Source organism: Pseudomonas sp. 14A (assembly GCF_018132745.1).
In the GTDB taxonomy this organism is placed as follows: domain Bacteria; phylum Pseudomonadota; class Gammaproteobacteria; order Pseudomonadales; family Pseudomonadaceae; genus Aquipseudomonas; species Aquipseudomonas mercuritolerans.
Genome location: NZ_JAGRQJ010000013.1, coordinates 94,599 through 116,213 on the forward strand (window position 1 = coordinate 94,599; position 21,615 = coordinate 116,213).

Sequence of the window (21,615 nt, forward strand, 5' to 3'; positions counted from 1 at the left end):
CGCAACGCTTGCGGCTCGCTGACCGTCCTGGCGAGCACGGCCACCTCCTCGCATTTCTGTACGGCGAACGCCAGCCAGCTTTTCAGTTCCGCATCGAGGTGGTCTTGCCGGCTCAACTCCTCCGGGCTGTGCAGCAACGAGCAGGACGGCGCCACCCACAAGCGATCGCCCAAACGCTCATGAGCATGGCGCAGCGTCGCCAGCGCGTTTTGCAGATCGCAGCGCCAGACGTTACGACCGTTGACCACACCCAGCGACAGCACTTTATAGGCCGGCAGACGATCCAGAATGGTCGGGTATTGATCCGCCGCGCGCACCAGATCGATGTGCAGGCCATCGACCGGCAGGTTCGCCGCCAGACCGAGGTTTTCTCCGAGACCACCGAAGTATGTGGCGAGCAGTTTTTTCAGCGGATCGCGCTGGATCTGGTTGTAGGCGCGTTCGAAAGCATTCTTCCAGTCCTGCGGCAGATCGAGCACCAGAATCGGCTCATCGATCTGCACCCACTCCACACCCAACGCCGCCAGCCGCGCGAAGATCTGGCCGTATAGCGGCAGCAGGCGATCAAGCAAATCGAGCTTGTCGAAATCGGCGCCTTTGGTTTTGCCCAGCCACAGATAGGTCAACGGGCCGAGGATCACCGGTTTGACGTTGTGCCCCAGTGCACGGGCCTCTTCGGTTTCTTCAAACAGCTGCTCCCAACCGAGCTGGAATTGCTGATCGACGCTGAATTCCGGTACGAGGTAGTGATAGTTGGTGTCGAACCATTTGGTCATTTCCTCAGCGTGGCCGTCGCTACAGCAAGCATTGCTGACGCCTCGGGCCATGCTGAACAGGGTCTGCAGCGTGGCTTCGCCGTCATGCGGGCGGAAGCGCTCGGGGATCACGCCGAACATCAGCGAGTGGGTAAGCACCTGGTCGTACCAGGCGAAATCGCCGACCGGCAGCAAGTCGATGCCGGCGTTTTTCTGCAAGTCCCAATGGACCTTGCGCAGCTCACGCCCGACGTCACGCAGGCCCGCCTCGTTGAGTTCTCCTTTGCAGAACGCCTCTTGCGCTTTCTTCAGTTCGCGGTCGCGGCCGATGCGCGGAAATCCAAGGGAATGGGCCAGTGCCATGACAAACAACTCCAGATGCTTATTCGATGGCGGGTATTGTCGGGAACCGTGCTTAGTGAAACAAACTCAATAAATTCTAGATCATCACAAGTTCTACTCATGTAAAGACGGCCGTGTAGGAGCTGCCGAAGGCTGCGATCTTCAGCCCATAGGGACGCAGGGCGTCCCCGCCTGCATTCCTACGCGGAGCGTGGGAACGATCAGAACGTCTCAGGGCAACAAGCCGGTTTTCGTTCTATCGTTAGATCCAAATGGCTGGATTTTCCAAGGATTAAAGGTTGCGAGAGAAGATGTCTGCGCCTAATTTGCACGCGAGTCTTTTCCCCGCGATCGGAACGCGATCAACACCATAAAGAGGTGAAGAAATGTCGAAGGAATCACGCCCTGCCGTGCTTGGGCTGATAGGCAATACTCCGCTGGTTCAGGTCACCCGCTTCGATACCGGACCCTGCACGCTGTTTCTCAAACTCGAATCGCAGAACCCCGGCGGCTCGATCAAGGACCGTATCGGTCTGGCGATGATCGACGCTGCCGAACGTGACGGTCGCCTGCAACCGGGCGGGACGATTGTCGAGGCCACTGCCGGCAATACCGGTCTGGGTCTGGCGCTGGTCGGCCGCGCCAAAGGCTATCGTGTGGTGCTGGTGGTCCCGGACAAGATGTCCACCGAGAAAGTCCTGCACTTGAAGGCAATGGGCGCCGAAGTGCACATCACCCGCTCCGATGTCGGCAAGGGCCATCCCGAGTATTACCAGGACGTCGCCGCGCGTTTGGCCAAGGACATTCCCGGCGCGTTTTTCGCCGACCAATTCAACAATCCCGCCAACCCGCTGGCCCATGAATGCAGCACCGCACCGGAAATCTGGGCGCAGACCGAACATGATCTGGACGCCATCGTCGTCGGCGTCGGTTCGGCCGGAACCCTGACCGGATTGAGTCGTTTCTTCAAACGTGTGCAACCGAATCTGGAAATGGTCCTCGCCGACCCGATCGGCTCGGTGATGGCGCAATACAGCCGCGACGGCACCTTGCCGACGCCCGGCTCGTGGGCGGTCGAGGGCATTGGTGAAGACTTCATTCCGTCGATCACTGACCTGTCCAGCGTGCGCCACGCCTATTCGATCAGCGATGCAGAAAGCTTCGATCACGCGCGCCAGTTGCTCAAGGCCGAAGGCATTCTCGGCGGCTCATCGACCGGCACCCTGTTCGCCGCCGCGCTACGTTATTGCCGCGAACAGACCGAGCCGAAACGCGTGGTCAGCTTCGTCTGCGACACCGGCACGCGCTACCTGTCGAAGGTCTACAACGACCAGTGGATGACCGATCAAGGCCTGTTGCAACGCAAAGGCTATGGCGACCTGCGCGACTTGATCGCACGGCGTTTCGAGGATGGTCGAGTGATCAGCGTCGGCCCGGACGACACCCTGCTCACAGCGTTCCAGCGCATGCGCCTGGCGGACGTTTCGCAACTGCCGGTGCTGGTCGAAGGCAAGCAACTGGTGGGCGTGATCGATGAGTCCGACATCCTCCTCGGCGTGCACGAAGACGCCGCACGTTTCAGCCAGTCGGTGTCGAGTGTGATGACCGACAAACTGCAAACCCTCGCCCCGACTGCGAGCCTGGCCGAGCTGGAATCGGTGCTCAGCCGTGGCCTCGTCGCGATCATCGCCGACGCCTCCGGCTTCCATGGCCTGATCACCCGCACCGACATGCTCAACCAATTACGGAGATCCCTTGCATGAGTCAGCACGACGATAAATCCCAAGGCTTCGCCACCCGGGTGATCCACGCCGGGCAAGAACCGGACCCGACCACCGGCGCGCTGATGCCGCCGATCTATGCCAACTCCACTTACCTGCAAGACAGCCCCGGTGTGCACAAGGGTTTCGACTACGGCCGCTCACACAACCCGACGCGCTTTGCCCTGGAACGCTGCGTCGCCGATCTCGAAGGCGGCACTCGCGCCTTCGCCTTCGCCTCAGGCCTGGCGGCGATTTCCACGGTGCTGGAACTGCTCGATGCCGGCTCGCACATCGTTTCCGGCAATGACCTGTACGGCGGCACATTCCGCCTGTTCGACAAGGTTCGTCAGCGCAGCGCCGGGCATCGTTTCAGCTTCGTCGACCTGACCGATCTGTCGGCGTTCGAAGCCTCGCTGCAGGACGACACGCGCATGGTCATGGTCGAAACCCCGACCAACCCACTGCTGAGCCTGTCGGATCTGGCCGCGATTGCACGCATCTGCCGCGCGCGCGGGATCATCTGCGTCGCCGACAATACTTTCGCCAGCCCCTACATCCAGCGCCCGCTGGAGCTGGGTTTCGACATCGTCCTGCACTCGACCACCAAATACCTCAACGGCCACTCTGACGTGATCGGCGGCATTGCCGTGGTCGGGCAGAACGCCGAACTGGCGGAAAAACTCGGTTTCCTGCAGAACGCCGTCGGCGCGATTTCCGGGCCGTTCGATGCGTTCCTGACCTTGCGCGGGGTGAAGACCCTGGCGCTGCGCATGGAGCGCCATTGCAGCAACGCCCTGGACCTGGCGCAGTGGCTGGAGCAGCAACCGCAGGTCAAACGCGTCTACTATCCGGGCCTGCCCTCGCATCCACAGCACGCACTGGCCAAGCGGCAGATGCGTGGTTTTGGCGGGATGATTTCTGTTGATCTGAACAGCGATCTGGCCGGCGCACGGCGGTTTCTGGAAAACGTGCAGATCTTCGCATTGGCGGAAAGTCTGGGCGGTGTGGAAAGCCTGATCGAGCACCCTGCGATCATGACCCACGCGACGATTCCACCGGAAACCCGCGCAAAGCTGGGGATTGGTGATGGGCTGGTGCGGTTGTCGGTGGGGGTTGAGGATGTTGAAGACCTGCGCGCCGATCTGGCTCAAGCACTGGCGAAAATGTAGAACGCCGCAAACTACAAAGCCCGCATGACGCGGGCTTTGTGCTTACAGAGGCTCACAGGGCATTTTCGACCGCCTCGCCTTGTCGATCACGCAACCCGCGCAACGTCGCGCGCAGCTCTGCCGGACGCACCGGTTTCGACAGAATCGCAATCTGTCGATCGTGCAAGGCAGCCTGAATCTTCTCGATGTCATGCCCGGTGATGATCATTGCCGGCACCGCCCAACCGCGCCGCCTGCGCATTTCATCAATGCATTCGATGCCAGTGGCGTGGGTGCCGAGGTCATAGTCGGCGACGATGATGTCGCAGTCGGTGTGCAGATCTTCAGCAGACCACTCGGCCTGCACCACACAGCCCCAGCGTTCAAGCAATGCTGAAGTTGCCAGCAACACGTTGCGGTCATCCTCCACCAGGCACACTTTCAGCCCCGTCAGCAAACCCACCTGCCGCGCCTCATCGCGAACGAACAGTGACTGCGGCGCCGCGACGATCGGCAAACCGGCAAGGGCCACCGTTGTGCCGCGTCCCAACTGTGATCGCAGCGCAACTTCTAGCCCGATCAATTCAGCGAGACGCTTGATGATCGACAGCCCCAGCCCCACGCCTTCGACGTCTTTATCGCGTACTTGCCGCACGCGATAAAATTCCTCGAAGACCTTCTGCAGATGTTCTTCGGCGATGCCGTTGCCGCAGTCATAAATGACGATCGCCAGCCCTGCTCCGCGTCTACGCACGCCGATCAGCACCGGCCGTTGCGCGCCGTACTTGAAGCAGTTGGAGAGCACGTTCTGCACCATGGTCGCCAGCAGCGCCGGGTCGGTTCTGACCCAGTAGTTGCACGGTCGCAGCCGCAGTTCGACACCCGCCCAACGCGCTGCTTCCTGATGTTGGCGGACCAGGTCGGCGAGCCATTCACCGAGGCTCAGTGTTTGCCATTTCGCCTCGACCCGACCGTTATCGAGGGTGTAGAGGTCGAGGATGGAACGGAACAACTGCGAGACGTTGAGCAGCGATCGATCGATGTTATCCACCAGCCGGCGCTCGCCATCGCCCAGGGACGATTCGCGCAGACAGGCAGTAAACAAGCCGATCGAATGTATCGGCTGACGCAGGTCGTGACTGGCCTGCGCGAGGAAGCGCGACTTTTCCAGATTCGCCGCCACCGCTTCTTCGGACGCCTTGCGCGTACGCTCCAACAGCAAGTGCGCATAAAACGGGATCACCGTGCTGGTGATCAGCAGCATCAACACCATGAACGGCTGCGCCTGCCAATAGGGCGTCAGGCGATAGACCACCAGCAGCGCCGTAAGCGCCAGGCCGGTGGCGATCGCCAGATAGCGCGAGCCGTAGCGCATGCCGTTGCCGAGATTGACCCAGACCATCACCGCGTACAGTGGCAACGCCGCTTCGCCGCCGATCACCAGCCCGAAACAGGTACCGGTGTAATCGTGGACCATGGCAAAAATCCGCCGCGCCGGGTAATGCCCCGGCCAACGCGCAATGGCCTGGCGGAACATGATGGAGGCCAGCAGAAACAGGCTGATGTAGGTAATGACCGGCAGGTAGGTCTCGAAGCGATGGCCCGGCAAAAAGACCAGTACGACCATGTAAACCACCGCGATGGCGGCGATGATGATGCGCAGGTTGGCCTGGTCGAGTTCGGTGTTTTTCTCGAACTTCATGGGAAACGTCCTTGTGCAGCGATTGCAGTTTCGGAAGCAGCCTACAGGCAACCTTCGCGTCCAGTGCTAAGGTGCAGGCCTTGAATCACGCCTGACCCAGGGAGGGTCGCATCATGACGTGCCGGATCATCATAGCCGACGATCACCCACTGTTTCGCGAAGCGATGTTGCGCACTGTGCAGCGCTTGCTGCCGAGTGCGGATACCGAAGAAGCCGGCGACTTCGACGCTGTGCTGGGGCTGTTGGCGCTGGGTAACGAGCCGGACACGTTGATGCTCGATCTGCGTTTTCCCGGGCTGACCTGCATCAGCCAGCTCGCCGACTTGCGCCAACGATTGCCGCGCACCACGCTGATCGTGGTGTCGATGGTCGACGATCAAGCGCTGATCAGTGAAGTCATGGCGGCGGGCATTGACGGTTTTATCGGCAAGAACATTGCGCCGGATGAAATCGGCCAGGCGATTCTGGCGATCCGCAATGGTGAAGTGCTGGTGAAGTCGGCGCCGTCCGGCCTGTTGCCGCTGGAAACTGCGACGACGCTGACGCCGCGTCAACAAGACGTGCTGCGTTTGATCGCGCAAGGCAAAACCAACAAGGAAATCGCTCGTGAACTGGATATCTCCCCGTTCACGGTACGCATCCATGTGTCCTCGTTGTTGCGTACGCTGGATGTGCCGACGCGGGCGGCCGCGGCAGTAAAGTTTTCCGCAGGATTCTGAGGCTCAGCCGTGCAGCCCCGGCTCTTGGATATTGGCCTGATTGGCTTACTGGCGATCGGTATAGATCGCGTCACTGGTGAATGGTAAAGCCAGCAATGTCGCCTTTGCTCAAGCATTGAACACAGGCGTAGTAAAGGCAGCCATCGCCCCAGGGTTTGACCAACGTGCTGACCGACGGCGTGGTGGCGTTGTCGCTGTATCTGGAGGTGACCGCACCGGCGGCGCTGTAATTGCGTGACTCGATGTCCTGGGTTGATGCCGCAGGTTCCAGCATGATTCAGACAGGCCTGTTTCGCCTGCCTGTAAAGATTCAACGGGCCAGATGAGCCACTCGGCTAATCGCGCCAATCAGGCAAAATCTGCTTTGGGCATTTGGCAGTCCGGGCATAGCCAGTCTTCATGAACGTCTTGCCAGGCCGTACCGGGCGCAATTCCGTTTTCCGGATCTCCGGTCGCCGGATCGTATTCGTAACCGCAAACGGTGCAGGTTTTAGTCTGTTCTTGCGTCAACATCATCAATCTCCTTCTGTTTAAAGTGCGACGGTTGAAATCAGGCCGGCAGCGCCAAGGATGAAGCCAATCAATGCGCCGCGTTGCGGCAACTCGCGGAGCATGGCGTAGATCACAATAGGCTCCAGCACCAGCAACAACGTCAATGAAGCGACCGTTACCACCCAGATATTCCCGGTACCTTGATAGCCGAGCCAATAAGCCAGAACCAAACTGATCCCGGCTATGCATATCAAGAACATCGGTTTGATGAACATGCCGGGGGTTTCCATGACCTTGCCCGGAAGCTTGGAGGCGTAGACCTCACTGTAGATTGTCAGTATCTCGCCAAAGACCATCAGCAAAAGAGCGATGATTATGTAATGTTCTTTTTTCACAAAGATCTCTTCTGCAGAATTGACAGGATTTCATTGATAACAATTTCGCCTACTTCGTCGCTGTCCAACTGAAAATGTGGGCCATCGTGGTCAAACAGAAACGTGTTTTTGTACTCCCCCCCTTCAAAGCCGCCGATTTTCCGCAGGATGCTCTCCGCCCGATCAAGCTTATCGGCGTGAAAGGTCTTTAAGATTTTTATCGCATTGCCAAAATGAATGGCTTCGTCGGCGATCAGGTTCTTGATCCACAAGTTGAATCCGGGATGGCCGAAGTCCTGGTAAAAGGTGTCTTTCTTGTACGTTTTCACCGAAACGTATTCATCGTAAGCGAATAACAGGAGCAGATTGAATTCACTGGCAAGTATGTCTTCAAGCCCTGTGAAATCGCCAACACGACCTTTCAGGTAATTGATGAGTTCACGTTCGTCAGCGCCAAAGACCAGCCGGTTCAGCTCGAAGAATCCGTCCGCGTGATTGCGCTCATCGGCATACCAGAAATCCAGGTACTGAACGAAATAAGGGGAAAATTCTCTACGCCGGGTGTACAAAAAATTATAGAGATTCACAGAGTCGTATTCAGACACAAGATCGGCCATAAAAAACGCCTTAAAAGACTGATCGATGCCAGGATTGATCCATCCACTGGTAGCGACATCTTCGAAAATAGCCCTTGAACTCCAGTTACGCTTTTTCAAGAAAGCCGCTTCCATGCTATTTCTCTCCCGATCTCATGCAGTCATTCACTGAATTTTTTTACAATTGCCGGAATAATCATGTCCTTGATTTCCTGCCGGGAAATCGGGAAATCCGGCGCGTTATGATCCAAAACGAATGTTCCGGTGTAACTGGGCTTCTCGAAATCAATTTGAAAAATCTCCTCGAGTATCGCAGGCACTTCCTGAATTCTTCGCGGATACAATTCCCTGGCTTTTTTTACGAAGGCGAAGAAGTGCGTTACTTCGTCTTTTTTGGTTTTACGTATCCATGCCGACAACTGTTCCGAATTGAAGTTATCGTAGCTTGCGATGCTGCGATGATAAACGTGCGTCGTGATGATCTCGTCATAAGCAAGAGTCACCAACAGCTTTAGCGGATCAGCCGCAATGTTATCGACAATGCTGAAGTCCGGCTTGCGCAGCTCAACACTCAGTGAAACTTCATCAAAAGGAATAGCCGAATACGAAGCATAAATAAGCGCAAAACCGTAGGCATGGTCAATTTCATCTTTCAACCAAGGATTGAGCACGTCTTCGAGGGATTTGAAGACCTCTGGATAATTACCTTCCAGATACCAGTACAACCGGCGCGCGTCATATTCTGTGATTACCGAATCGAAAAATATCTCCCTCCATTCCTCGCGCTCCGACTCGTTCAGTTCCACTGCGGGAAAGCTGAATCCAGACAAGACTGCGGAAGCATCGGGAGTGGTGCGCGTGATCGCGCCGGTTGCCATCGACATACATTCTTCCTTGATAGATTGAACAAGAACCTGGAAAACACTCAGACCAGAAAATTGCCAAACAACAGTGCATCAGTGGCGGCATCCGGTCGCCATTCGGTCTGCTGAAAAACAATCGGCTGCCAGTACTTTTCAACGATTCCGTAGATGAACTCCCAGTCCAGATATTCACTTTCCAGAATTCCGGCCCGAGGATTGGCCTGCGCCCACGCCATTCCAGCGACAATACTGGACACCACCTGCAGACTCGTGGCGCTGTTGTATTTGGCCATCTTGCGTGCCTTGCCAATGGACAGATTCGAGCCCATCCACACTGACGGATACTTGTCACTGATCAGAAACACGCCCAGTTCATCGATACCGGAAACAATGCCGTCTTTTAGTACCTCCTTGGTTAACACCCGCTGTTCATTTCCATTGTCCAGCAGGGACATTGAAGCCACGGCCTGATCACAGGGGTGGTATGCGTAATAAACGGTAGGGCGATAGCGGGGGTTATCGCCATCGCCTACGGTCAGATATTCGGCAATCGACAGCGACTCATTGTGGGTCAACAGGTAACCGGAAAAGTCCAGATAGTTCGGAGACCAGCTTCTGACTCTGACCTCACGCCCTTGCTCACTCATGGCTATCGCGTAATCGTTGCGAATCGCCGCTTCAGGCAATCTGACCTCATGACTGCCCCAGCCCAGTTCTGCTGGCTGCAGGCATTCGGTAATCAAACCGTCCACCGACCAAGTGCACATGAAGTGCTGTTCCGGACGCTGATCTCCGCAGACTTGAGTATCGCGCTCGGATATCTGGATGACCCTGATACCCAAGCGCTCGGCCAGTTCAGCCCAATCTTCGCGATCCCCGGTTTTATAAGCAACGTCATTGACCGCGGCCATTTGCGTCAATGCTTTTTTCAGCAACACGGAAATGAATCCCGGATTGGCACCGTGAGCGACAACAGCCGTTGCACCATCAGGGCGTTGCTGTTTTGTAAAACGCTTGAGACCCTCCCGCAAAGCAAAATTGCTGGTCAGGCCTGATTCGACTTCGGCTGTGTATTCCCAAGGTTCGATGCAAGTATCCAAATACAGTGCATCGTGCCTCTGAGCCAACATTATCAATGATTGAGTGGAGACCGAAACAGCCAGATTCAACAAAAAAACCTGGTCATTCAGAAAAGGCCCTATAACCTCTTCAAAGTTATGCGGGGTAATCAGTTTCTTTATCAAAGTCGCTGAATATTCTTGCGCAATGGCCTGTTTGGAGACGTCCAGATCTTTATCAAAGATTACAACATCGACCTGAAAACGTTCATTAATCAGGGGCAGCAAGGCCTGGGCAATGCTACCAAATCCGACAATGACAATCCGACTTATAGTTTGCATACGTAGAGTCCTTTACGTAAATCCTATTCACATACAGGCGCGCGGTCGCGAAGTACCAATATTGCAAAAACTATCGACACTCGGCAGTCGATAATCGCTGAGTCTGCGACTGACCACTATAGGTTGATGTCTGCGAAGACGATGTCCTTATAACTCTCGTAGTACCAAGCTTCATGCCCGGTATCCATGCTTGCGAAAATTGGATCCTAAACAGCCGACTGCGGCATGGCAACCCCAAAACAAGAATATTTTTGAGCGTTTTTCGCGGACAAAATGCTTGTTCTCAAACCTGACAATCACTAACTAATTGATAAAAATCAATTAAACCCGATAAGACCGTTGCATCACTTCCGTGAACAACCTCACCTCGGTAGCCGCTGGAGCTGCGATGCTTCGATTCGTTATGTCCACACATGTGCTCTGGACTAAGGGTCAACCTGCGCCATCAACTCCGGCACCGACTCCGGCCGGCGCGCATAACGCTGTGCCAACACTGCGCAGACCATCAGTTGAATCTGGTGAAACAGCATCAGCGGCAGAATCAGCACGCCGATGGTGCTGCCGGCAAACAGCACCTGCGCCATCGGCACGCCGGTGGCCAGGCTCTTTTTCGAGCCGCAGAACAGAATGGTGATGCGGTCTTCCTGGTTGAAGCCGAACGCTTTGCTCAACAGAATTGATGCAACCAGAACCAACGTCAGCAGGATGCAGCAGACCACCACCAGACCGAGCAACTCGAACAACGGAATCTGCTGCCAGATGCCCTCGTTGACCGCTTCGCTGAATGCGCCGTACACCACCAGCAGAATAGAGCCCTGATCAACGAATTTCAGCCAGTTCTTGTTGCGCCCTACCCACGCGCCGATCCAGCGGCGGGCGATCTGCCCGGCAATAAATGGCAGGAGCAATTGCACACTGATCTTGACGATGGCATCGAGGGTTGAACCGCCGTCACCGTGAACGTTGAGCAGCAGCGTTACCAGCAGCGGCGTGAGAAAAATCCCGAACAGGCTTGAAGCCGCCGCACTGCAGATCGCTGCCGGAATATTGCCCCGCGCCAGCGAAGTGAAGGCAATCGCCGACTGCACAGTGGCCGGCAACGCGCAGAGGTAGAGCATGCCCATGTACAGCTGATCACCGATCAGCGGTGACAACAGCGGTTTCAGCGCCAGACCGAGGATCGGGAACAATACGAAGGTCAGGCCGAACACCAGCAGATGCAGACGCCAGTGGCCGGCGCCGGCGATGATCGATTCGCGCGACAGCTTGGCGCCGTGCAGGAAAAACAGCAGGGCGATGGCCATGTTGGTCAGCCAGCCGAAGCCGACCGCGACTTGACCGCTGGCGGGCAGGAAGCTCGCCAGCAGCACAACGCCGATCAAGGTCAGCGTGAAGTTATCGGGCAGAAAACGTGGGCGCGTCATGAGATTCATCCGGGGGTTGCCAGTGCGTGCCGACGACTCTAACGTGACTGGCAATTACCGACTAACGCCGAAGAGCCGCAAGATGCCGCCTAAAGGACATTCCAAAAGCGTTCGCCGCAGTGTTCCCGGGTTGCCCAGCCTGCCGCGCCCCGTGTACGGACGCACCGAATCGCTGCCGAATCGCGCCCTCACCCGCCGCCACAGTCATCCGTGGGTGCAGTTGTCCTACGCGATTCAGGGCGTGCTCGAAGTGCAGACCAGCGCCGGCCGATTCGTCGCGCCGCCGGAGCGTGCGGTGTGGATTCCGGCCGGCGTGCCGCACCGGGTGTTCAGCGCACCACACACGGAAATGCGCAGCCTGTATATCGACAGCAGCGTCACCGGTTGGGCCGCCGAGCATTGCCATGTGCTGGGCGTCAGCGATCTGCTCAGGGAGTTGATCCGCGCCTTCAGTCAGGTCCCGGTCGACTATGACGAGAACGGCCCTGACGGACGCCTGGCCCAGGTCATCCTTGATCAACTCGGCGACGCGCCGACCATCGACCTGATGCTGCCGCTGCCGCAGGACGCTCGCCTGAAGCAGATCTACCAGAGCCTGGAGCAACACCCGGAACAGCAGACCACGCTGAGCCACTGGAGCGAAAAATTTGGCGTCACCGAAAAGACTCTGACGCGCCTGTTTTTGCGCGACACCGGCCTGACCTTCCGCGCCTGGCGTCAACGCCTGCGCTTGCTTGGCGCCCTGGCCCCGCTGGAAAAAGGCGAGCGAGTGACCGATGTTGCGCTGGCCTGCGGATACGACTCGACCTCGGCGTTTATCGCCGCGTTTCGTCAGCAGTTTGGCGAAACGCCGGGAGAGTTTTTCCGCTGACACTTCGTTTTTGCCGAACTGTCCGTCAGGAATAAACGATTTTTCTTTGCTCCAGATCCGTCGCTAGCATGGCCCCGTCTGACTTTGATCGAGAGGGTGCAGTGATGCCAGTGGGAGCGAGCCTGCTCGCGAACGCGGGGTGTCAGGCAACCTCCATCTCACTGACCCACCGCATTCGCGAGCAGGCTCGCTCCCACAGGAGATGTGCTTGCTGCAAATAAAAAGACAGGGGAGCGTGCCATGCCTGCCACGAACATCAATATCGGCGAACCCTGGATGTGGGGTGCCTTCATCATCTTCGTTCTGGCCATGCTGGCCCTGGACTTGTTTGTCTTCGGCGGGCGCAAGGCGCACCGGGTGTCGGTGCGGGAAGCGTCGGCCTGGGTGGTTGCCTGGTGCCTGTTGGCGCTGAGCTTCGCGGGATTGCTCTGGTGGTATCTGCACGGCGAATTCGGCGGTGAAATCGCCCGACAGAAAACCCTGGAATTTCTCACCGGTTATCTGATCGAGCAGTCGCTATCGATCGACAACATGTTCGTCTTCGTGATGATCTTCAGCTACTTCGCCGTGCCGCCGGAATTGCAACGACGCGTGCTGCTGTACGGCGTGCTGGGCGCGATTGTCATGCGCGCGATCATGATTTTTGCCGGTGTGTGGCTGGTGTCGCAGTTCGAGTGGCTGCTGTATGCATTCGGTGTGTTCCTGATCATCACCGGGATCAAGATGCTGGTGTTCGCTGATCATCAACCGGATCTGGAAAAGAATCCGTTATTGCGCTGGGTTCGCGGGCATATGCGCATCACCAGTGGCTTTCACGGCGAGAAGTTTTTCATCCTGCAGAACGGCGTGCGCTGGGCGACGCCGATGTTTTTGGTTCTTGTGCTGATCGAGGCCAGCGACCTGATGTTCGCCGTCGACAGTATTCCGGCGATCTTCGCCGTGACCACTGACCCGTTCATTGTTTTCACCTCGAACATCTTCGCGATCATGGGCCTGCGTGCGTTGTACTTCCTGCTGGCAGACATGGCTGACCGCTTTCACCTGCTCAAGTATGGCTTGGCGATCGTGCTGGTTTTCATTGGCGGCAAGATGGTGCTGATGCCGTGGTTCCACATGCCGGTGGAATGGTCGCTGGCAATCGTCGGGACGGTGATTCTCGGGTCGGTGCTGTTGAGCCTGGTGACCAGCCGCGAGGCAGAACGCCGCCCTGAATGACACAACACAACCCACCTGTGGGAGCGAGCCTGCTCGCGAATACGCCGGATCATTCAACATAGGAGTTGAATGACACACCGCTTTCGCGAGCAGGCTCGCTCCCACATTTGAAGTGCGGTGCTCTTATTTATCGGACTTGATACTGGTCCACACTCGCGTGCGCACCCGCTCCATTTTCTGCGGCAACGGTTGCACCACATACAGGGTTTTCAGCGCTTCGCTGGTCGGGGTCAGGTTGGGGTTGTCGGTGATGTCCTTGTTGACCAGCGGCATCGAGTCCTTGTTGGCATTCGGGTAACCGAGGAAGTCACTGATCGGTGCGATCACTTTCGGGTCGAGCAAGTGGTTGAGGAATTCGTGGGCCTCGGCGACGTTCTTCGCGCTCTTCGGAATGGCGAAGGTGTCGAACCAGATCGGCGCGCCCTCCTTTGGCAGACGCCAGTCGACCACCACGCCGTTGCCCGCCTCTTTGGCGCGATTGCCGAACTGGTAGAAGCTGCCGGAATAACCGATCGCCACGCAGATGTCGCCGTTGGCGATGTCGGTCATGTACTTGGCCGAGTTGAAGTAGGTCACGTAAGGACGAATCTTCATCATCAAGGCCTTGGCCTTTTCATAGTCCGCCGGGTTCTGGCTGTTCGGGTCGAGGCCGAGGTAATGCAGGGCCAGCGGCAGGATCTCCGACGGCGAATCGAGCATCGCCACGCCACAGGCCTTGAGCTTTTCCATGTTCTCGGGCTTGAACACCAGATCCCAACTGTCCACCGGCGCGTTGTCGCCCAGGGCAGCCTTGACCTTGGCCGGGTTGAAGCCGATCAGCACGGTGCCGTACATGTACGGCACGCCGTACTGGTTGCCGGGGTCGTTGGCGTCGAGCAACTTGAGCAACGCCGGATCCTGGTGCTGCCAGTTCGGCAATTTCGACTTGTCGAGTTTCTGGAACACGCCGGCCTTGATCTGGGTTTCGATGAACTGGTTGGACGGCACCACTAGGTCGTAACCGGAGTTGCCGGTGAGCAGTTTGGCTTCCAGGGATTCGTTGGTGTCAAAGGTGTCCCAGGTCACTTTGATCTTGCTTTGCTCGGCGAAGTCCTTGGGCACTGACGGCAGAATGTAATCCGCCCAGTTGTACACCCGCAGTTCGCGCTGCTCGGCCTGGACGGCGCTGGCCAGCAGCGTCAGGCCACACACGGTGGCGCCCAGAATGCGTTTGATCGTGACCATGGTTGTTTCCCCGAATGCGACGTGAGATCGATGGTTTTTATGTTCTGTACACGGCAGTGGCTGTAACGATAGCCAAGGGCAAAAAAGGTCGAGCCTGTTGTTATGGTTTCGATTCTTGCTGACAGCGTAGCGCGATGACAGTAGGCGGCAGGCCAAAAGGGGATCGATATGGCCAATTTGCGTGACCGCTGAAATACGCAAACAAAAATGCCCGGCACTGGGCCGGGCATTGTCGGTTGGCGTTTGGATCAGTCGGTATAGCCGAGTCTGGCCGCCCTGCTCTGCTGCGCCTGACCACGGGTTGCGAGGCAGTAATACAGCGGCACCGTTACCACCAGACCGACCAGCCAGGACAGGTCGGCACCTTCCACCAGATTGGCGTACGGCCCGACATACAGCGAGGTGTTGGCGAACGGCAGCTGCACGATGATGCCGATGAAGTAGGCAATGATCGCGTGCAGGTTGAAGCGCCCGTAGATGCCACCGTCGGCGCGGAAGATCGAGGCGATGTCGTAGTTGCCACGCTTGATCAGGTAAAAGTCGATCAGGTTGATCGACGCCCACGGCACCAGCACCAGCAACAGCGCGAGAATCAGTCCTATGAATTCGGAAATGAAATCCGCCGAGGCACCGAGGGCGACCACACAGCATCCGGCCAGGATCACGCTCGACAGCACCACGCGCACCTTGATGCTCGGCGTCCACTGGCTGGCGAACGTCTGGATCGAGGTGATGATCGACAGCACCGCGCCATACAGATTGAGCGCGTTGTGGCTGATGATGTTGAGCAGAAACAGCACCATCAGAATCGGCCCCAGCCAGCCGGTGGACTGCTTGACGGCCGCCATCGCTTCAGTGCCTTCCGGCGTCGCCAGCACTGCCACCGCGCCAAAACTGAACGACAGAATCGTGCCCAGCGTCGCGCCCAGATACGTCGCCCAGAAGGGTTTGGCGATACCGATGTCTACTGGCAGATAACGCGAATAGTCGGAGACGTATGGCGAGAAGCTGATCTGCCAGATGATCCCCAGCGACACCGTCGCCAGCCAGCCGGACAGATTGAAACTGCCGCGCGTCAAAAAGTCCGCTGGCAGTTCATGGGCGAAGATATAGATGAACCCGGCGAGCAACGCGCCACCCATCACCCAGGTGCCGATGCGATTGAGCGTGTGGATGAAGTTATAGCCGATCACACCGATCGCCGTGGCGGCCAGGGCGCCGATCAGAATGCTCAGCGGTGCCGGCACTGACGGCGCAATGCCGACGATGGATTTACCGGCCAGCACGATGTTGGAAATGAAGAAACCAATGTAGATGAGCGCTGCGAAGAACACGATCAGCAGCGCGCCATAGCGGCCGAACTGACCGCGACTCTGGACCATTTGCGGAATGCCCATGCGCGGACCCTGCGCCGAGGCCAGCGCAATCACCACGCCGCCGATCATGTGCCCCAGCGCAATCGCCAGCAGCCCCCAGAACAGATTCAGATGGAACACCTGGACCACCATGGCGCCGGTGACGATGGGCAGTGGCGCGATGTTGGTGCTGAACCAAAGAGTGAACAGATCGCGGGCCTTCCCGTGGCGTTCCGCGAGTGGGACGTAATCGACCGTATGATTCTCGATCAACGGATCTTGCCGGGACATCTGGGACATATGCATGAACTCGAGTTTGTCTGTTTTTATCTTTGTATGAAGCCAAACCGGGAGGACTCTTGGGTCGCCCCTCAGATGCAGACCATATTATGGTATTCCAAACTTTGCACAAGCCTGATCCGCTGATTCTGTTGCTCTCTGATCCGCTATCCTCGCTGATCCCACCCCTGACCGGCTAGCTGAAAGCCCCGTAAACACTGAATTTACGACGAAAGTGGCACGTTTATCGGTTCACCAGAAAAGCTCTTGCAAGATATGTATTACGGTATACCATCAGACCTACAAACCATAAAAACCGCGTCACACCACCCGAGGACCACCCAATGATCGATGCTGCCATTTACAAACAAGTCATGGGCTCGTTCCCGTCAGGCGTCACCGTTATCACCACCCTGGACGACGACGGCCAGATCGTCGGCCTGACCGCCAGCGCGTTCAGTTCTTTGTCGATCGACCCGGCGCTGGTTCTGTTCTGCCCCAACTACAGCTCCGACTCCTATCCCGTGCTGATCAAGAACAAACGCTTTGCGATTCACCTGTTGTCCAGCGTGCAGCAAAGCGAGGCCTATGCCTTCGCGCGCAAAGGCAAGGACAAGGCGCAGGGCATCGAGTGGACGTTGAGCGAACTGGGCAACCCGATCCTCGCCAATGCCACGGCGGTGATCGAGTGCGAGTTGTGGCGTGAATACGAAGGTGGCGACCACGCGATCATGGTCGGCGCGGTGAAGAACCTGATCGTCCCCGAGCAGGTCGCCGGACCGCTGGTGTATTGCCACGGCAAGATGGGTGCGTTGCCGGTTGTGGCGTGATTTCACCAGATCTCGGATATCCCATGTGGGAGCGAGCCTGCTCGCGAATGCGATGGGTCAGTTGTTACATTTTTGACTGACCCGACATCTTCGCGAGCAGGCTCGCTCCCACCGGTTTTGGTGTTGCCTGGGCGACCGTGTCAGGTCCTAAACCGGCTCACCAACTGATTCAACGTCTGCGACAACGCCGTCAGGTTCTGCGCATCCTGGCGAGTTGAATCCGCCAGGCTCGCCACCAACTGCGCATCGCCATGAATCTGGCTGATGTGCCGATTGATGTCTTCCGCCACTTGATGCTGTTCCTCCGCCGCCGTGGCGATCTGCGTGTTCATGTCGCGGATCACGTCGACCGATTCACGTATCAATTCAAAACTCGCCCGCGCCTCGTTGATCGACACCACGGTTTCCTGCGAGACCTCGAGGCTGGCGTGCATCTGCTTGCCCATCTGGTGGGTGCGCCGCGCCAGATTGCCAAGCAGTGCGTCAATCTCACCGGTGGAGTCGGAAGTGCGTTTGGCCAGCGCGCGAACTTCATCGGCGACCACGGCAAAGCCCCTGCCCTGTTCACCGGCGCGCGCGGCCTCAATGGCGGCGTTGAGCGCGAGCAGATTGGTCTGCTCGGCAATCGATCGGATGGTGCCGAGGATCGACTGGATGTCGTTGCTGTCCTGCTCCAGTTGCTGCATCGACTCGGCGCTGTGGCCGATCTCCTGACTCAAGCGCCCGACGTTACTCACCGCCGCGTCGATCTGCTGCTGCCCGGTGTGAGCCTGACGCTGACCGTTGTCTGCCGAGTCGGCCGCCTGACTGCACGAGCGCGCAACCTCGTTGGAAGTGGCGACCATTTCGTGGAATGCGGTCGACACCATGTCCACCGCCTCACGCTGACGCGAAGCGACGTCGGCCATTTCCGCCGAGACTTCGGTGGCGCTGCCAGAGCTGCTGTGAATCTGCCCCGCTGCCTGGCCGATGCGCTGAATCAACGTACGAATCGCTTCAAGAAACTGGTTGAACCAGCCGGCCAGTTGCGCGGTTTCATCCTGCCCGCGTACTTCCAGTCGCGCAGTCAGATCGCCCTCGCCTTGAGCAATACCTTCGAGACCACTGGCGACACCACGAATCGGCTTGACCATCAGTCCGGCAAACCACGCACCGACCATCGCAAACAGCAACGCGCAAACCACAGCGATAGCGCCGATCAGCCAAGTCAAACGCGTCGCCCCGGCCATCACTTCACTGGCTTTCACCAACCCGACAAACCGCCAGCCCAACGCCTGCGACGGCCAGACCAGCGCCATGTAATCCTCCCCGGCCAGTTGCACCTCGACCAGGCCTTTGCCCGCCTCGGCCAGTTGCTGATAACCGTCGCCGAGATCGCTGAGTTTCTTGAAGTTGTGCGCCGGGTCGCTTGGGTCCACCAGCACGGTGTTGTTGGCTTCCATCAGCATCAGATAACCGCTCTCACCGAGGCGGATCTGCTTGACCAGGTCGGTCAATTGCTTGAGCGACACATCGATGTTGACCACGCCGGCATTGCTGCCCAACTGGTTATTGAAGCTTCGCACGGTGCTCACCAGCACCACGTCATCCGCCGCCCAGTAATAGGCCTCGGTGCGCAGGGTTTTGCCGGGATTGGCCATCGCGGTTTTGTACCAGGGGCGGGTGCGCGGATCGTAGTTCGCCAACTTCGCATCGCCCGGCCAGAACAGATAACCGCCCTGCTCGGTGCCGACAGATAGATAGGTGTAGGCCGGGTGCGCCTTGGCCAGACCCTCGAACAGCTTGAACAGCTGTTGATCCTGCGGCCCCATCGGCACTTGCGCGGCGTCGCTGCTCAGGTAGCGTTTGAGGCTGGTGTCGATGCTCTGCAGTTGCGGATGCTCGGCCAGATAGGCAACGTTTTGGCTGATGCCCTCGAAAAATAGCTGCATCGCGTTTTCCACCTGACGCACCTCGCGCCCGGTGCTGTCGGTAAAGGTGTCGCGCGCGCCCTCGCGGACATTGAGGATGATCAGCGCTGCCACCAGTAACACCGGCAGGCTGGCGATTACCGCAAACGCCAGAGTCAGTTTTTGTTTTATGTTCATTGCTTGCGCCTTCCTTGTTCGAAGTGTCGGTCAGAAATATTTTGCGGATATTCCGTATTATGGTATACCAATATTCAATCAACCGAACAGCCGTCCTCGAAGGCGTGCTTGAATGGTGAGAAGACTCGCGAGCGCAACGCGTTCACGTCAGTTCGACAGGCCCGCACACGACCGGCCAATTACAAAAGACTCGAGGTAGCGTCATGAAATTTTCCCTGTTCGTACACATGGAACGCTGGGACGAAAGCGTCAGCCACCGCCAACTGTTCGAAGACCTGACCGAACTGACCCTGATGGCCGAGGCCGGCGGTTTCAGCACCGTGTGGATCGGCGAACACCACGCCATGGAATACACCATCTCCCCAAGCCCGATGCCGCTGCTGGCCTACCTCGCAGCGAAAACCACGACCATCCACCTCGGCGCCGGCACCATCATCGCGCCGTTCTGGCACCCGCTGCGCGTCGCCGGCGAATGCGCCCTGCTCGACGTGATCAGCAACGGCCGCATGGAAGTCGGTCTCGCGCGCGGCGCCTATCAAGTTGAATTCGACCGCATGGCCGGCGGCATGCCCGCCTCGAGCGGTGGCCAGGCCCTGCGCGAAATGGTCCCGGTGGTCCGTGCCCTATGGCAAGGCGACTACGCCCACGACGGCGACATCTGGAAATTCCCCACCTCCACCAGCGTGCCGAAGCCGATCCAGAAGCCGAACCCACCCATGTGGATCGCCGCCCGCGACCCGGATTCGCACAACTTCGCCGTCGCCAACGGCTGCAACGTGATGGTCACGCCATTGATGAAAGGCGACGAAGAAGTCCTCGACCTGAAGAACAAATTCCAGACCGCACTGGACAACAACCCAGACGTACCGCGCCCACAATTGATGGTGCTGCGCCACACCCACGTGCACACCGCTGATGACCCGGACGGCTGGAAAGTCGGCGCCAAAGCCATCTCACGTTTCTATCGCACGTTCGATGCGTGGTTTGGCAACAAGCAAACACCAGTCAACGGCTTCCTTGCGCCGAGTCCGGAAGAGAAGTTTGCCGGACGTCCGGAGTTTGAACTGGAGAGCCTGCACAAGACGGCGATGATTGGTACGCCGGAAGAGATCATTCCGCGCATCAAGTACTACCAGGAACTGGGGGTGGATGAGTTCAGTTTCTGGTGTGACAACAGCTTGCCGCATGAAGAGAAGAAGAAGTCGCTGGAGTTGTTTATCAAGCATGTGGTGCCGGCGTTTCGCTGATTACTCGTCGGACGGTCTCTGACCCACTAAAAGGCCCCGGACTTGTCCGGGGCTTTAGTTTTTAGAGATCACGGGAATGCGCTGGCCCGGCTGGGTGACATCGTAAACACGCTGCTCGCAACCCCGCCCAACAAACTGAAACTCCACCAGGTAGACCTTGCTTCGCTCCGGCGTAAAAGTACTGTTCAGCGGCCCGCGGCTATAAGTATCGCAGGTGCCCATGCCGTTGGAACGCCCCGACACCTCGAAGGGTTCGTCGGCATTGGCTTGCATTTCCAGCTGAGGGAAGTGCTTGAACGTGGCGCTATTGGCCGCTTCGCTGAGTTTGGCGATCCAGCCGAATACCTTGCTCCGTCCGGAATCCACCACAGTACCCAGCACTTCCATTCGTTGATAGGGATCTGAAGCCCGGCGAACCGAGAACTCGACAGGGTATGTGTAGCCTGTAGATTTCATGATGACTTTGACGTGTTGTGCATCTGGCGTTGCCGTTCTTTGCTGAAGTTGGACACCATCCTTTTAAACGCTGGGGGAAGAGTCTCTGACGTTTGCATAGCAGCCCAGCAGTGGGAGAGCCAGCATTAATTGCAAAAGGATTACTTTGCAGTTACCTCTCACTCCTCACCTCTCATCCGCTGATTTAAACGTAGGCTTTTCATAAGAGGACTCTCGCCGCCAGTAATCTCGATTTTAAACTTGGCGTACGCTGTTTCAAGGTCGCGGTATTGTTGTAGCCCTCCTTCAATAAAGGCGTAGGTGCCTGGAATGTCGTTCCATTGAACGGGCATTACAATTGCCCCCGCACGAGCATCTGCTATCAAAGTCGACAATGCTTTATGCAAACAACTAACTTTCGCATCAGATGCATATTTAGAGATGACTTCCTCCAGATACTCCGCGCTTTCCCTCAACATAATCTGGTCCATATC

The 21,615-nt window shown here is 57.6% G+C and carries 19 protein-coding genes and 2 pseudogenes; 7 read left to right on the forward strand and 14 right to left on the reverse strand.

All coding sequences use genetic code 11. The features are described 5' to 3' along the window. Positions 1-5: 5 nt before the first annotated feature. Positions 6-1,118 (reverse strand): annotated as a pseudogene (locus tag PS14A_RS14125) (5-methyltetrahydropteroyltriglutamate--homocysteine S-methyltransferase); the annotation flags it as partial. Between the two features lie 365 nt (positions 1,119-1,483). Here PS14A_RS14125 and PS14A_RS14130 point away from each other — a divergent pair. Next, the gene (locus PS14A_RS14130; RefSeq protein WP_137214965.1) at positions 1,484-2,860 is read left to right on the forward strand and encodes a pyridoxal-phosphate dependent enzyme; all 1,377 of its coding nucleotides are present in this window, start codon (positions 1,484-1,486) and stop codon (positions 2,858-2,860) included. Next, on the forward strand, positions 2,857-4,029 hold the full coding sequence (locus PS14A_RS14135) for a cystathionine gamma-synthase (RefSeq protein WP_212616527.1): 1,173 nt from the start codon (positions 2,857-2,859) through the stop codon (positions 4,027-4,029). Before PS14A_RS14130 ends, PS14A_RS14135 begins: the two co-directional genes overlap by 4 nt. A 52-nt stretch (positions 4,030-4,081) precedes the next feature. On the opposite strand, the gene PS14A_RS14140 is transcribed toward PS14A_RS14135, so the two are convergent. After that, complete coding sequence (locus PS14A_RS14140; RefSeq protein WP_212616528.1) at positions 4,082-5,710, reverse strand: hybrid sensor histidine kinase/response regulator; 1,629 nt, start codon at positions 5,708-5,710, stop codon at positions 4,082-4,084. A gap of 113 nt (positions 5,711-5,823) precedes the next feature. Between PS14A_RS14140 and PS14A_RS14145 the strand changes: the two genes are divergently transcribed. Continuing rightward, positions 5,824-6,429, forward strand: coding sequence for a response regulator transcription factor (locus tag PS14A_RS14145; protein ID WP_137214958.1), 606 nt, complete (start codon positions 5,824-5,826; stop codon positions 6,427-6,429). A 70-nt stretch (positions 6,430-6,499) separates the two neighbouring features. Here PS14A_RS14145 and PS14A_RS14150 read toward each other — a convergent pair whose 3' ends face one another. From PS14A_RS14150 to PS14A_RS14180, 7 genes are all read right to left on the reverse strand, one after another. After that, the gene (locus tag PS14A_RS14150) at positions 6,500-6,703 is read right to left on the reverse strand and encodes a hypothetical protein (protein ID WP_212616529.1); all 204 of its coding nucleotides are present in this window, start codon (positions 6,701-6,703) and stop codon (positions 6,500-6,502) included. A gap of 74 nt (positions 6,704-6,777) precedes the next feature. Continuing rightward, positions 6,778-6,942 carry a rubredoxin gene (locus tag PS14A_RS14155; protein WP_130910057.1) on the reverse strand — a complete coding sequence of 55 codons (165 nt, stop codon included), beginning with the start codon at positions 6,940-6,942 and terminating at the stop codon, positions 6,778-6,780. Positions 6,943-6,959: 17 nt separating this feature from the next. Next, entirely contained in the window at positions 6,960-7,298 is a 339-nt protein-coding gene (locus PS14A_RS14160; protein WP_130910061.1) for a hypothetical protein, read from the reverse strand. 14 nt (positions 7,299-7,312) lie between these two features. Then, a complete protein-coding gene (locus PS14A_RS14165; RefSeq protein WP_249121302.1) occupies positions 7,313-8,026 on the reverse strand; it encodes a hypothetical protein in 714 nt (237 codons plus the stop codon). 26 nt (positions 8,027-8,052) lie between these two features. Continuing rightward, a complete protein-coding gene (locus PS14A_RS14170; protein ID WP_130910056.1) occupies positions 8,053-8,775 on the reverse strand; it encodes a hypothetical protein in 723 nt (240 codons plus the stop codon). A gap of 41 nt (positions 8,776-8,816) precedes the next feature. Beyond that, positions 8,817-10,154, reverse strand: coding sequence for a saccharopine dehydrogenase C-terminal domain-containing protein (locus tag PS14A_RS14175; RefSeq protein WP_137214957.1), 1,338 nt, complete (start codon positions 10,152-10,154; stop codon positions 8,817-8,819). A gap of 425 nt (positions 10,155-10,579) precedes the next feature. Beyond that, entirely contained in the window at positions 10,580-11,578 is a 999-nt protein-coding gene (locus PS14A_RS14180; protein WP_212616530.1) for a bile acid:sodium symporter family protein, read from the reverse strand. Positions 11,579-11,660: 82 nt separating this feature from the next. Between PS14A_RS14180 and PS14A_RS14185 the strand changes: the two genes are divergently transcribed. Further along, entirely contained in the window at positions 11,661-12,449 is a 789-nt protein-coding gene (locus PS14A_RS14185; protein WP_212616572.1) for a helix-turn-helix transcriptional regulator, read from the forward strand. 240 nt (positions 12,450-12,689) lie between these two features. Beyond that, complete coding sequence (locus PS14A_RS14190; RefSeq protein ID WP_130912106.1) at positions 12,690-13,664, forward strand: TerC family protein; 975 nt, start codon at positions 12,690-12,692, stop codon at positions 13,662-13,664. Between the two features lie 123 nt (positions 13,665-13,787). On the opposite strand, the gene PS14A_RS14195 is transcribed toward PS14A_RS14190, so the two are convergent. Continuing rightward, positions 13,788-14,888 (reverse strand): polyamine ABC transporter substrate-binding protein, encoded by a 1,101-nt coding sequence (locus PS14A_RS14195; protein WP_016775035.1) that lies wholly within the window; start codon positions 14,886-14,888, stop codon positions 13,788-13,790. 248 nt (positions 14,889-15,136) lie between these two features. After that, the gene (locus PS14A_RS14200; RefSeq protein ID WP_212616531.1) at positions 15,137-16,543 is read right to left on the reverse strand and encodes a cytosine permease; all 1,407 of its coding nucleotides are present in this window, start codon (positions 16,541-16,543) and stop codon (positions 15,137-15,139) included. Between the two features lie 323 nt (positions 16,544-16,866). Between PS14A_RS14200 and PS14A_RS14205 the strand changes: the two genes are divergently transcribed. Beyond that, positions 16,867-17,352, forward strand: coding sequence for a flavin reductase family protein (locus PS14A_RS14205; protein WP_212616532.1), 486 nt, complete (start codon positions 16,867-16,869; stop codon positions 17,350-17,352). A 140-nt stretch (positions 17,353-17,492) separates the two neighbouring features. Here the strand turns inward: PS14A_RS14205 and PS14A_RS14210 are convergent, their stop codons facing one another. Further along, positions 17,493-19,439 carry a methyl-accepting chemotaxis protein gene (locus PS14A_RS14210; RefSeq protein WP_212616533.1) on the reverse strand — a complete coding sequence of 649 codons (1,947 nt, stop codon included), beginning with the start codon at positions 19,437-19,439 and terminating at the stop codon, positions 17,493-17,495. Between the two features lie 203 nt (positions 19,440-19,642). Here PS14A_RS14210 and PS14A_RS14215 point away from each other — a divergent pair, with 203 nt between their 5' ends. Next, positions 19,643-20,686 carry an LLM class flavin-dependent oxidoreductase gene (locus PS14A_RS14215; RefSeq protein ID WP_039763087.1) on the forward strand — a complete coding sequence of 348 codons (1,044 nt, stop codon included), beginning with the start codon at positions 19,643-19,645 and terminating at the stop codon, positions 20,684-20,686. Positions 20,687-20,740: 54 nt separating this feature from the next. Here PS14A_RS14215 and PS14A_RS14220 read toward each other — a convergent pair. Further along, positions 20,741-21,268: pseudogene (locus tag PS14A_RS14220) on the reverse strand (hypothetical protein). A 32-nt stretch (positions 21,269-21,300) separates the two neighbouring features. Then, positions 21,301-21,612, reverse strand: a complete 312-nt coding sequence (locus PS14A_RS14225) for a hypothetical protein (RefSeq protein WP_241662937.1) — start codon at positions 21,610-21,612, stop codon at positions 21,301-21,303. Positions 21,613-21,615: the final 3 nt, after the last annotated feature.